Annotated in this window: 12 protein-coding genes; 6 read left to right on the top strand and 6 right to left on the bottom strand. The window is 71.5% G+C overall.

The window, feature by feature from the left end; translation table 11 throughout:
• The first annotated feature begins 185 nt into the window (after positions 1-185).
• Both ACTFTM_RS19465 and ACTFTM_RS19460 read left to right on the top strand, forming a co-directional pair.
• Positions 186-1,178, top strand: coding sequence for a PaaX family transcriptional regulator (locus ACTFTM_RS19465; RefSeq protein WP_449561902.1), 993 nt, complete (start codon positions 186-188; stop codon positions 1,176-1,178).
• Positions 1,179-1,254: 76 nt separating this feature from the next.
• Positions 1,255-2,073 carry an SAM-dependent methyltransferase gene (locus ACTFTM_RS19460; RefSeq protein ID WP_449561901.1) on the top strand — a complete coding sequence of 273 codons (819 nt, stop codon included), beginning with the start codon at positions 1,255-1,257 and terminating at the stop codon, positions 2,071-2,073.
• Between the two features lie 36 nt (positions 2,074-2,109).
• Here ACTFTM_RS19460 and ACTFTM_RS19455 read toward each other — a convergent pair whose 3' ends face one another.
• Together ACTFTM_RS19455 and ACTFTM_RS19450 are read right to left on the bottom strand one after the other, a co-directional pair.
• Positions 2,110-2,481, bottom strand: coding sequence for an ArsR/SmtB family transcription factor (locus tag ACTFTM_RS19455; RefSeq protein WP_422735372.1), 372 nt, complete (start codon positions 2,479-2,481; stop codon positions 2,110-2,112).
• 161 nt (positions 2,482-2,642) lie between these two features.
• On the bottom strand, positions 2,643-3,488 hold the full coding sequence (locus ACTFTM_RS19450) for an SDR family oxidoreductase (protein ID WP_449561900.1): 846 nt from the start codon (positions 3,486-3,488) through the stop codon (positions 2,643-2,645).
• A gap of 99 nt (positions 3,489-3,587) precedes the next feature.
• On the opposite strand from ACTFTM_RS19450, the gene ACTFTM_RS19445 reads away from it, so the two are divergent.
• On the top strand, positions 3,588-4,055 hold the full coding sequence (locus ACTFTM_RS19445; protein ID WP_449561899.1) for a MarR family winged helix-turn-helix transcriptional regulator: 468 nt from the start codon (positions 3,588-3,590) through the stop codon (positions 4,053-4,055).
• Between the two features lie 16 nt (positions 4,056-4,071).
• On the opposite strand, the gene ACTFTM_RS19440 is transcribed toward ACTFTM_RS19445, so the two are convergent.
• Complete coding sequence (locus tag ACTFTM_RS19440; RefSeq protein WP_449561898.1) at positions 4,072-5,538, bottom strand: PepSY-associated TM helix domain-containing protein; 1,467 nt, start codon at positions 5,536-5,538, stop codon at positions 4,072-4,074.
• Between the two features lie 306 nt (positions 5,539-5,844).
• On the opposite strand from ACTFTM_RS19440, the gene ACTFTM_RS19435 reads away from it, so the two are divergent.
• From ACTFTM_RS19435 to ACTFTM_RS19425, 3 genes are read left to right on the top strand one after another with little or no spacing between them, the layout of a single operon-like run.
• On the top strand, positions 5,845-8,280 hold the full coding sequence (locus ACTFTM_RS19435) for a molybdopterin oxidoreductase family protein (protein WP_449561897.1): 2,436 nt from the start codon (positions 5,845-5,847) through the stop codon (positions 8,278-8,280).
• Between the two features lie 3 nt (positions 8,281-8,283).
• Positions 8,284-8,742 (top strand): hypothetical protein, encoded by a 459-nt coding sequence (locus ACTFTM_RS19430; RefSeq protein ID WP_449561896.1) that lies wholly within the window; start codon positions 8,284-8,286, stop codon positions 8,740-8,742.
• Positions 8,743-8,796: 54 nt separating this feature from the next.
• Entirely contained in the window at positions 8,797-9,534 is a 738-nt protein-coding gene (locus ACTFTM_RS19425; protein WP_449561895.1) for an ANTAR domain-containing protein, read from the top strand.
• A 51-nt stretch (positions 9,535-9,585) separates the two neighbouring features.
• Here the strand turns inward: ACTFTM_RS19425 and ACTFTM_RS19420 are convergent, their stop codons facing one another.
• The 3 genes from ACTFTM_RS19420 to ACTFTM_RS19410 all read right to left on the bottom strand — a co-directional run bounded on the left by ACTFTM_RS19420 (position 9,586) and on the right by ACTFTM_RS19410 (position 11,837).
• A complete protein-coding gene (locus tag ACTFTM_RS19420; protein ID WP_449561894.1) occupies positions 9,586-10,167 on the bottom strand; it encodes a hemerythrin domain-containing protein in 582 nt (193 codons plus the stop codon).
• The gene (locus ACTFTM_RS19415; protein WP_449561893.1) at positions 10,160-11,374 is read right to left on the bottom strand and encodes a hypothetical protein; all 1,215 of its coding nucleotides are present in this window, start codon (positions 11,372-11,374) and stop codon (positions 10,160-10,162) included. Before ACTFTM_RS19415 ends, ACTFTM_RS19420 begins: the two co-directional genes overlap by 8 nt.
• Positions 11,375-11,435: 61 nt before the next feature.
• On the bottom strand, positions 11,436-11,837 hold the full coding sequence (locus ACTFTM_RS19410) for an STAS domain-containing protein (RefSeq protein ID WP_449561892.1): 402 nt from the start codon (positions 11,835-11,837) through the stop codon (positions 11,436-11,438).
• Positions 11,838-11,881: the final 44 nt, after the last annotated feature.

Raw genomic sequence — 11,881 nt, 5'->3', positions numbered from 1 at the left:
CTCGCCCACGACGTGTGCTCGCCCTGTGCCCGGCTGCGTACGGCGTCGCGTAGCAGATAGTGTTCCTCGCGGTCGCTGAAGTGTCAATCGATGCGTCTCGATCGAAAGGGGCCGGGGTCGACACCGCCGTCCGGGCGGTCCGTCTACAGTCGGTGCACCGTCCCTGAGTCGAGCCGGGAGCGCCTGTGGCAAACCCCTTCACGATCGAGGAGATCTATCCCGACGACGGGGACGAGCCACCGCGACTGCCCCGGCGACAGGCCGGCAGCTCCCCGCAGGACCTCGCGGTGACCCTGCTGGCCGACTACACGCTGCGGACCCGCGCGCGGGTCCCGTCCGCGGCCCTCGTCGCGCTGCTCGCTGAATCCGGTGTGAGCACGGCCGGCGCGCGCGCCGCGATCAGCCGCCTGGCCCGTCGCGGTGTGCTGGAGGGCAGCCGCGAGGGGCGACGCAGCTCCTACCGGCTCAGCCGCGCCGCCGCCGCGAACCTGTCCAGCGGCGGGAGTTGGATCCTGGCCGCCACCACCGAGGTGGCCGCGTGGGACGGCTGCTGGACCATCGTCGCCTTCTCCCTGCCCCAGGACCGGGGCGCGCAGCGACGGGCCCTGCGTGGCCAGCTCCGCTGGCTCGGGTACGCGCCCCTGTACGACGGGCTGTGGATCTCGCCGTACGAGCTGAGCCCGCAGGGCAGGGCCCAACTCGCCCGGTTCGCCCCGGGCGCCGTCACGGTGTTCCGCGGACGGCAGGCCGACCTCGACGCCATCGCCCAGCGCTCTCCGATCGACGCCTGGGACATCGAGGCGATCAGCCGGCACTACGAGGAGTTCCTGCGACGGTGGACTCCCCTGGTGCCGCAGGCGCGGTCGGAGGGCGTCGTCGGCGCGGCGGCCGTGCGGACCCGTACCGAGGTCATGGACACCTTCCGCCGCTTTCCCACCCTCGACCCGCGGCTGCCCCTGGACCTGTTGCCGGCCGGATGGCTCCGGCGGCCGGCGCGGGAACTCTTCGAAGCCATCTACGACGGCCTCGCCGCTCCCGCCGAGCGGCACGTCCGAGCGGTCGTCGCCCGGTTCGCCGAGGAGGCGCAGGCCGGCATCCGGGCGCACACCGCCGCCGACATCCTCGCCGGGGTACGCGACGTCGAGACGGTCGAGGCGGCGCAGGGCTGCGCGTCCTGAGCGCGGCGCCGGCGGGCACCCGCCGCGCCGCCGACGTGTGTACCTTGTGGAGAACGCGCGACGATGGGGAGGCCGGATGACGTCGCACGGTGGACACCCCGCGCTCACCGACCGGATCGACACGTCGGTCGCGCACCCGGCGCGCAGGTACAACTACCTGCTGGGCGGCAAGGACAACTTCGCCGCCGACCGGGCGTCCGGCGATGCCCTCGCGGCGGCGATGCCCACCATCCGGCTGGCCGCGGTCGAGAATCGGATGTTCCTGCGACGCGCGGTGCGCTTCCTGGCCCGGCGCGGCGTTCGGCAGTTCCTCGACATCGGGACCGGCATCCCGACCGCCGACAACACCCACGAGGTCGCGCAGGCCGTCGATCCGTCGGCCCGTGTCGTCTACGTCGACAACGACCCGATCGTCCTGGCCCACGCCCGCGCGCTGTTGTCCAGCACGCCCGAGGGGCGGACGGCGTACCTCGACGCCGACCTGCGTGCGCCGGCCGAGATCCTCGCCCACCCCGACCTGCGCGCGACGTTGGATCTGACCCAGCCCGTCGCGCTGATGCTGGTGGCCATCCTGCACTTCGTCCGCGACGACGAGGATCCCAAGGGCATCCTCGATCGGCTCGTGGCCGCGCTGCCGTCCGGCAGTTACGTGGTCGCCTCGCACGTGACCTGGGAATATCTGCCGCTCTCGGTCACCGCCGAGCTGGCCGCCAACAACCGCGACGGCCGCTTCCAGGCGCGCAGCACCGAGCAGTTCGCGGCCCTGTTGGACGGGCTGGACCTCGTCGAGCCGGGCATCGTCTCGGTGGCGCGATGGCACGCCGACGACGCGCCGCAGCCCCGTCCGTCCGTGCGGGACGTGTCGTTCAACGGCGCGGTCGCCCGCGTCCGCTGACGACCGGCGTCACCCGTCGCCGACGAGGCGACCCGCTCAGCGGGTCTTCTTCGTCGGCCGCTTGCGGGGCGGGGTCAGCAGGTCGGCTATCGCGGCGATCGCCGAGGGCACGATGCGGTAGTACGCCCAGACCCCGCGCTTCTCCCGCTCGATCAGGCCAGCCTCGGTGAGGATCCGCAGGTGATGGCTCACGGTCGGCTGGGAGAGGTTGAGCGGCGCGGTGAGGTCGGTGACCGAGGCCTCGCCGTCCGGGGCGGCCTGGATCAGGCTGAGCAGGCGCAGTCGGGCCGGATCGGCGAACGCCTTCAGTACCCCGGCGAGTCGTTCGGCGTCGGCGCGCTTGATCGGCTCACCGGCAAGTGGCGAGATGGCAGGCATGGCGGTATCGGCAGTTCCCACGACAGTCATCGTTCCACCAACTTGGCTGATCGAGCGGCCGAACCGGACAAATCGCCGGACTGATGATGTGCTTCGCGCGACACCGACGCGTCGGCCACCGCCGATGCGCTCTCCGGCGCGGTCACCGAAGAGCGCATCGCGTGGGCGTGGCGGCTGCGCCGTGCCGGCGCTCAGGCCGTCGCGAACCGCTCGCGGTAATCGTGCGCGAACTCGGCGAAGGTTCGTGGCGGTCGGCCGGTCACCCGGGCGACGTGGTCGTTGGTGAAGTCGCCCCAACCGTTGCCGTAGGCGACCCGGTACTCGGTGAGGACCTCCGCCGACCACTCGTCCAGGCCGGCCGCGAGGAGCCCGTCACGCGTCTGCTCGGGGCTCTGCGGGACGTACCGCACCGGGCGGGCGATCGTCCGGCCGATGTCCTGCGCCGCCTGGTCCAACGTGATGCTCTCCGGGCCGGTGGGCGTGTAGATCATGCCTTCGTGCGGCTTCGGCGCGGCGAGGATCGCGGCCCCGACGGCGGCGATGTCCCGCGCGTCGACGAGGCCGACCCGCGCTGCGCCGAAGAGTCCGTGGATCTGCTCACCGGCCAGCGACCCGAGCAGGTTCTGCATGAAGTGACTCGGTCGCAGGATCGTCCAGGGGATGCCGGACGCCTGTACCTCGGCGTCGGACAGGGCGTGCAGACGGCCGTTGCGGGTCGGGGCGTCGTGCGCGGCGCCGATCGCGGAGAGCCGGACGATGTGCTGCACGCCGGCCTGTCGCGCGGCCCAGACCGCGTTCATGCTCTGGCTGGGCGCGATCGGACCCATCGGCGTGAGCAGCCACAGGGTGTGTACGCCCTCGAACGCCGGCGTCAACGTCGAGGGGCGGTCCAGGTCGCCGACGACGTACTCGACGCCGTCGAGCGCGGGCGCTCGTGACGGGTCCCGCACGAGCGCCCGTACCTGCTCGCTGCCGGCGAGTTCGCGCAGCACCTCCCGGGAGACCGTGCCGGTCGCTCCGGTGATCAGAATGGTCATGGTCGTCCTTTCGGATTCACGCGGACCCGGTCGGGCCCGCTGTTCACCGGTGAGACGCTATAGTCCAAAACTTGTACCGTCCAATGATTGGACCAAAATATGAAGCGCAGCACACGTAAGGAGCAGGATCCCGATCTCGGCATCCTGGCCGTGCAGCTCTCCGGGCGCGTCCAGCGGGAGATCTTCACGCGCGCCGCCGAGGAGGGCTTCGACGACGTGCGACCCCGCCACGGCGCCGTCCTCGCCTACCTGGACCCGGAGGGGACGCGCCCGGGCGAGCTGGCGCGACTGGCCGGGCGGAACAAGCAGACGATGGGGGCGATCCTCGACGAGTTGGAGCGGCTGGGCTACGTGCGGCGTGCGCCGGACCCGGCCGACCGCCGGGCGAAGCTGATCGTGCCGACCGAGCGGGGGCTCCGGCTCATGGCGGCGTCCGACGGCTTCGTGGCCGCAATCGAGCAGCAGCTCTCCGACGCGCTCGGCCCCGACCGGTACGACGACTTCAGGACCGCGCTGCGCGGCAGCCTGGCGGCCCTGCCGCCGAGCGGCCACGACATCGAGGGCTGAAGGCTCCCGGGACGGGTCAGCTCCCGGCCGGCGCCGGAGAGACGGGCATGCCGCCGGGACGCCGACGTCGCGAGACCACGCCCGCGGCGACGTCGACAACCAGGAAGGTGAGCAGGCTGAGGCCGAACAGGGGTACGGCCCAAGCCACCGCCACGAGCACCGGCACGCCGATGAGCAGCGCCCAGAGTGGCAGCCGACGTACGCCCCCACGGGCCGGCGGGGCGCCCACGGGCGCGCGGCGGTCGGCTCGGGTCGGCCGGCGCTGCCACCACATCCGGTAACCCCAGACGACGACGCAGAGCAGCCCGAGGGCGAGCGCGGCGAGCAGGATCTGGTTGACCGGGCCGAAGAGCACGCCCATGTGGGCCTGGGTGCCGAGACCGCTCAGTTTCGCCAGCAGGGGCCAGTCGGCGAAGTCGCTGCGGGCGGTGACCGTGCCCCCGGCGGGGTCGACGGCGACCCGGTCCTTCGCGACCGGCCAGGTGTTGTCGATCTGCGTGACGGTCCACGCGGTACCCGACCCCTGGGCCGGGGTCATCTCGACCGGACCGGAGAGACCCGCCGTACGGGCGGCGGCCAGGACCCGGTCGAAGGCCGCCGGGTCGACGACCCCGTCCGCCGGGGCGTCGCCGTGGTGGTGGCCCCCGCCGGTCTCGGCCGCAGCGGCGGTGAGGCTGGTGGAGATCTCGGGGGAGCGCGCGTCGAGGGCGTCGAGGCCGGCGCCGAAGTTGGCTCCGGCGTAGCGGGACCAGGTCAGACCGGTCACCGAGAGGAACAACAGGCCGACGACCAGCCAGACGCCGGTCGTGGCGTGCCAGCCCCGGGTGCGGCGGACGCCCCTGGCGGTGGACAGGTTCGGTACGAACAGGTGCCGCGCGGCGGACCGGGCGGCGCCCCGTCGTCGCCACCACAGGACCAGGCCGCCGAGGGCGAGCACCCACAGCCAACTCGCCGCCAGCTCCGAGTAGTGCCGGCCGACTGCACCCAGGTGCAGGTTGCGGTGCAGGTCGTCCAGCCAGGTGGTGGCCGGCGTGGAGCCGAACCAGGTGGTCAGCTGACCCCGGACCTCGGCGGTGTACGGGTCGACGTAGACGGTGTGTACCTTCTCGCCGAGTTCCGGGAGGGCGAACGCCACCCGGGTGGTCCGGTCACCGTCCCCGGGCTGGACGGTGGCGATGCTGCCGCCGGGGTGCGCGGTGCGGGCGGCGGCGATCTGGTCGGCGAGGGGGAGCGGACGGTCGCCGCGCGCGCCCACGGTCAACTGGTCGCCGTAGAGCGCGGCATCCAGTTGCGGCGCGACCGTGTAGGCGAGCCCGGTCAGCGCGGCGACGACCAGGAACGGCGCGACGAGGATACCGGCGTAGAAGTGCAGGCGGACCAGCAGCGCCCCGAACGGCGAGGCACGCCGGGTCGGCGGGGTGGAGGGTCCCGCCGACGTGGAGTCCTCCGGCGTCGGCGTGCCGGACAGTTCGGTCAGCGACATGTCTGGTAGTCGCGACATCGGCCCCTGTGGTTCCCGCCACTTCCCGGATCGGGGCGAGCCGCGGTCAGGACGAGATCACGCCTCGGGTGCACGTCACGTATCCGAGGTCCCCCGCGCGGACGACGACAGGTGCCCGTACGCACCCAGGTAGCGCTGCCGGTGCCGTTCGTGCGGGTGATCCGGAGCGAAAAAGGGTGGTGGCGTCGCGCCCGAATCACCACCGCGTCGTTTCGACCCCCTCCGGCCGGGTTAACCGGACACGTCAGGGGTGACACCGGGTTCGTCCGGAACGAGAGGGAGGACCACATGGTGGACCGGATCGCGGATCCGTGGGGTGAACGGACCCCCTACGGGCCGGGCGAGCGGTGGCCCGTGCGGGTCGACCGGTTTCTCGACGGTGACCTGACCGACGACGACGTCGACCGGTGGGTCCAGTCGGCCTCGGTGCTGCACTCCAACGGTGACGCCATGGACATCGCCGTGCGCGGCGACCGGATCGTGGGGGTGCGCGGCCGGGCGACCGACCGGGTCAACCACGGGCGGCTCGACCCGAAGGACCTGTACGGCTGGCAGGCCAACCACAGCGCCGACCGGCTGACCCGGCCACTGGTCCGCGACGGCGACCGCCTGGTCGAGGCGGACTGGGACACGGCGATGGGCCGGATCGTCGACCGCTCCAAGGAGTTGCTGCGCGAGCCCGGCGGCTGGGGTCGGTTCGGCTTCTACACCAGCGGGCAGTTGTTCCTGGAGGAGTACTACACCCTCGGCGTGCTCGGCAAGGCCGGCCTCGGCACCCCGCACATGGACGGCAACACCCGGTTGTGCACGGCGACGGCCGCTGCGGCGTTGAAGGCCAGCTTCGGCACGGACGGGCAGCCCGGCTCGTACACCGACGTGGACCACTGCGACGCGATCGCGCTGTGGGGGCACAACGTCGCCGAGACCCAGACGGTGCTCTGGATGCGGATGCTGGACCGGCGGCACGGGCCGAACCCGCCCGTGATGCTCGCCGTCGACCCCCGCGCCACCCCGGTCGCGCGGGAGGCGGACGTGCACCTCGCCGTCCGCAACGGCACGAACGTCGCCCTCGTGAACGGGTTGCTCCGCGAGATCATCCGGCGCGGATGGTACGACTCCGACTACGTCGACGCGCACACGCTCGGCTTCGCCGACCTGTGCCGGATCGTCGACGGCTACCCACCTCGTCGGGTGGCCGACATCTGCGATGTCCCGGCGGCCGACGTGGAGCGGGCCGCCGAGCTGCTCGGCGCGTCCCAGCGGCTGCTGTCGACCGTCCTGCAGGGCTTCTACCAGTCAAACCAGGCCACCGCCGCCGCGTGCGCGGTCAACAACCTGCACCTCGTCCGCGGCATGATCGGCCGCGCCGGCGCGGGGATCTACCAGATGAACGGCCAGCCGACGGCTCAGAACACCCGCGAGGCCGGTGCCGACGGCGACCTTCCGGGCCTGCGCAACTGGGACAACGAGCAGCACGTGGCCGAGCTGGCGCGGCTGTGGAATGTCGAAGTCGACACCATTCCGCACTGGGCGCCGCCGACGCACGCCATGCAGATCTTCCGGTACGCCGAGCAGGGTTCGATCAGGCTGCTGTGGATCAGCGCCACCAACCCGGCCGTATCGCTGCCCGACCTGGCGCGCATCCGACGCATCCTGGCACAGCCGGGACTGTTCGTGGTGGTCCAGGACCTGTTCCGCACCGAGACCGCCGAGCTGGCCGACGTGGTGCTGCCCGCCGCCACCTGGGGTGAGAAGACCGGCACCTTCACCAATGTGGACCGTACGGTGCACCTCTCGGAGAAGGCGGTCGATCCGCCGGGCGAGGCCCGCGCGGACCTCGACATCTTCCTGGACTACGCCCGCCGGATGGACTTCCGCGACCGCGACGGCGCGCCGCTGATCGGGTGGACCACCCCGCAGGAGGCGTTCGCGGCGTGGCAGGAGTGCTCCCGGGGCCGGCCTTGCGACTACACCGGCATCACCTACGAGCGGCTGCGCGGCGGCTCCGGCATCCAGTGGCCCTGCACGGACGAACACCCCGACGGCACCGAACGGCTCTACGCCGACGGACGGTTCAACACCGACCCGGACTACTGCGAGACGTACGGCCAGGACCTGGCCACCGGGGCCGAGTTCACCGAGGCCGAGTACCGGGCCCAGGAGCCGGGCGGACGAGCGTTCCTGCACGCCGTCGACTACCAGTCGTCGCCCGAGGTGCCCGACGAGGAGCACCCGCTGCTGTTGGGCACCGGGCGTACCGTCTACCAGTTCCACACCCGCACCAAGACCGGCCGCGCGCCACAGCTCGATCGCGCCGCACCCGACGTGTGGGTCGAGCTGAATCCGGCCGACGCCGACCGGTTCGGCATCGGCGAGGGTGACCTGGTGGCCGTCGAGGGCGCGCGTGGCGCGGTCCACGCGCGGGCGCGGCTCTGCGGGATCCGCCCCGGCGTGGTCTTCCTGCCGTTCCACTACGGCTACTTCGACCAGGATCCGTCCGAGCGGACACCCCGCGCCGCGAACGAGCTGACGATCACCGCCTGGGACCCGGTCTCGAAGCAGCCGCTGTTCAAGGTCGCGGCGGTGGCGGTGCGCAAACTCGCCGACGGCGGAGACACGCCCTCGCCGGCTCCCACGGTCGGCGGCAGCCAACCGGCCCCGGGGATCCAGGTTCCGCCGACCGTCGGCGGACCGACGGCCCAGGCCACCAGCCGGAAGGAGTGAACCGTGCACCTCGCCCACTACCTCGGCCTGCTGCACCGGGCGCAGACGAACCTCGCCGACGCGTTCCGGCAGGTGGCGGAGGCCCACTCGGACGAGCCCGATATCCGGTACCTCTGCCAACGGCAGGCCGAGCGCTGCGACGGGCACGCCGAACGGCTGCGGCCGTTCGCCGACCGCTACGCCGAGGAAGCGCCCGCCGAACCGGACCGGCTGCACTCGGAGCTGTTCCGCGGCACCCGCACCGGCGGTCTCGGCCTCCTCCGCGACCTGCAGGATCTCTACCTGATGGCCGCCGAGTGCGACATCACCTGGACCGTCGTGGGCCAGGCCGCCCGTGGGCTCCGGGACCACGACCTGATCGAGACGGTACGGGAGTGCGAAGGCGAGACGGCGATTCAGCTCACGTGGCTGCGTACCCGGATGAAGCAGGCGGCTCCGCAGGCCCTCGTCGTCGCTGACTGACCGTCGTCCCGCACCCCGGGTGTGAGCTGCTGACACGCCGGGTAGGGGACTGCCATGGATGCCCCCGACACACTGGCCGAGCTGGGTCGGATCAGACTCGACGAGACCAGCCTCGACGACATGCTGGGCCGGGTCGCCGGGCTGGCCCGCCAGGCTGTCACCCCGGCCCGGCACGTGTCGGTGACCCTGCTGAGCGGCAGCGCCGGGAGGACGGCGGCGTTCACCTCGGAACTGGCCCATGACCTCGACGGCTGGCAGTACGAGCTGGGCCGCGGCCCCTGCCTCGATGCCTCCACCAGCGGCGACACCCTGTCCCTGCCCGACCTGTCCGCCGAGCAGCGGTGGCCTGCCTGGGCGAGGCGAGCCCACGCCGCCGGCGTGGGAAGCTCCGTGTCCATCGGGCTGCCGATCCAGGAATCGGTGGTGGGTGCGCTCAACGTCTACGGCGGTTCGGCCAACGCCTTCGACCCGGCGGCGATCGTCGTCGCGGAGCGCTTCGCATCGTACGCCGCGGTGGCGATCGCCAACGCGCACCTGTTCGACAACGCGGCCACGATGGCCGAGCAGATGCGGCAGGCGATGCGCAGCCGGGCCGTGATCGAGCAGGCCAAGGGGATCATCATGGGCGAGCGGCGATGCTCGCCCGAGGAGGCGTTCGCGCTGCTGTCGAAGGTCTCGCAAGACAGCAACCTGAAGGTCCGCGAGGTCGCGGAGGCCCTGGTCGCGAAGGCGGTTCGAGGTGACGCGGGTGGGCGCACCGATCCTGGGCGTGGGGGTGCGCGGGGTCGCTGACGCTGAGGGGCCGCCCGGACACGGACGGCCCTCAGCGATCATCCCGCCGAATCAACTGTCCGACGGCTTGCGGAACGCGTCGCGGACCCGGTCGATGACCGCCAGCGCCGGCCCGGCCGCGATGGTGCCCGTGGCCGACTGGGCACTCGGATGCGGTCGAGTGGGTGCCGTGGTCTGCGCGGCGCGTACGGCGGTGGCGAGGCTGCGCAGCCGGTCGGCCGGGACGTGCTGGCGCAGCTGGGGAAATTCGTAGCGTTCCTCGTATCGGGCGTGGGTGAGCACAGCGTCGCGCAGCAGGATGATGCCGGTGTCGAAGCCGTCGGCGTCCACCCCGCCGTCGATCAACGTCTTGAGCGTCTGCTTGGCCTGTCGCTCCTCGTCGAGCCTGTCGTCGACCATTGCGTCGCCGCCCCCGCCGGGCAGCGTCCGGGCGAGGGGGTGGATGACCTCCTCCTCGGCGGTCTCGTGGGCGGCGAGGAGCCTGACCAGGTCGTCGAAGGCGTCCCGCCGGGTGTCGCCGGTGCCGCCGATGACCAGCAGGAAGAGCTGCTCGACCTGGGCGTGCTGAGCGAGGAGCAGGTCGACCACGTCCTCCTCGGGCCCGGGGGTGGCCGGGGTGCCGGTGTCAGGCATGGCTGCCTCCCTGGTCGCGCAGCGCCTCGACCGGGTGCGGTCCCTCGGTCTCGATGCGGTACTCGTCGCCGAAGCGTTCGCGGTGCATGTCGATTACCTGCTCGCTCGGTGGCTGCTGGCCGTCGTGCAGTTGCTGCTGCATCCACTCGAAGCGCTCGTGGGCGTCACGGACGTAGCCCTCGCCGAGTTTGGTGAGGTCGATCTGGGTGGCCAGCAGGTGGCGCAGGTAGTCCTTGTTGGGCTCGAACGTCAGCGGTTCGGGCAGGCCGGCGCTGCCGACGATCTCCTCGGGCTCCCGGCCGTCGTGGCGGCGCAGCAGGTCGGCGGCCTGCTGGAGGTGGGCCAGCTCCATCTGCAGATGCAGCTCCCAGATCGCCTTGATGCGGGGGTCGCTCTCCTGCTGCAGGAAGGAGTAGTAGAGCCAGCACTCGTTGTACTCGTGCGTGAGCAGCCGCTCCCACCAGTTCTCGCCCGGGTCCAACAGCGACTCGTAGTGGGTGACGTGCTCCTGCTCGATCAGGCTGATCTCCTGGTAGAGCTGGCGTGCGATCGGTTCCATGTACTGCGGGCCGACGTTCATGTAGTAGAACATCACCTGCTGCTCGGCCGAGAGGATCGTCAGCGCGTGCAGTTTGGAGCGCGGGTCGACGGAGTTGCGGTCGTACGGGGTGCGGACCTCGTCGAAGGGGTGCCGGTGCTCGACGATTGTCGGCCGCCCCGGCATGACCTCGGTGAGGCCGTCGACGATCTTCTCCGCCTTGCGGCGCTCGACCATCTCGTAGAGGTTGGCGTAGCGGTAGAGGTGGTCGAAGTCCTCCAGCACACCGAACTCGTACGCCTGCTTCAGGTAGGTGTCGGGTTCGTGCCGAGCGACCCAGGCGGTGAGGTCGACGGCGACCTGCTCGTAGCCGAGCGTGGTCTCCAGGACGCTCGCGGCGCCGGGCAGTAGCCAGTTCACCACCCGCTGCTGCTGGCTCTCCACATACCGGACGTAGGCGAGCTGCCGGCGGACCTCCTGATCCGGGCAGTTGCGCGCGAACTGGTGCTGAAAGTTGATCGCCTCGACCTCGATGCCGTTCATCGTGATGATCCGGCAACGGGTGTACGGGTCTACCGCCTCGGGATCGATCGGATCGACGTTCAGCTCCCGCCAGTTGCGGAGCTGACTCTCCAGCGGCAGACCCTTGTGATCCAGTGGATTGAACATACCTGTCCTTTCGGGGGGAAACCTGTCCGTACCCGTGTGAACGCGTCGAAAACGACGGCGCTCAGATCGCCTCGACCGCCCCGCATCCGCGCCTGGGCCGTCCGGGATGTGCCGGTCGCGGAACCAGGGCGTTGAGTGAGGGAGTGGCCGGGGACGACGGGACGTCGAGCCCCAGATGTCGCAGCACCCGGCAGACGGCGAGGACGCGCAGCACGAACGGAGAGGGATCGCGCAGCGTCAGCTGACCTCCCGCCGACACGGCCAGCTCACGGGCCCGCAGCAGTGCGCTCACGCCGCGGGCGCCGAAGAAGCGGACCTCCGACAGATCCACCGTGATCAGCGGAGCGGGAAGGGCGCAGAGTGAACCCACCAGCTCGGTGAGCAGGTGGGCGTTGCTCATGTCGATCTCGCCGGCCACCGCGATCGACAAGGTCGGGCCGTCGTCCCGCAGCACCAGGGACATCAGGGGCGTGCGAGGCTCGATCCCCTGTGGGGAGCGGAACTCGT

Source organism: Micromonospora sp. RB23 (assembly GCF_053585025.1).
The sequence above is the reverse complement of the archived record's forward strand: the minus strand, read 5'-3'. Positions and strand labels throughout refer to the sequence as shown.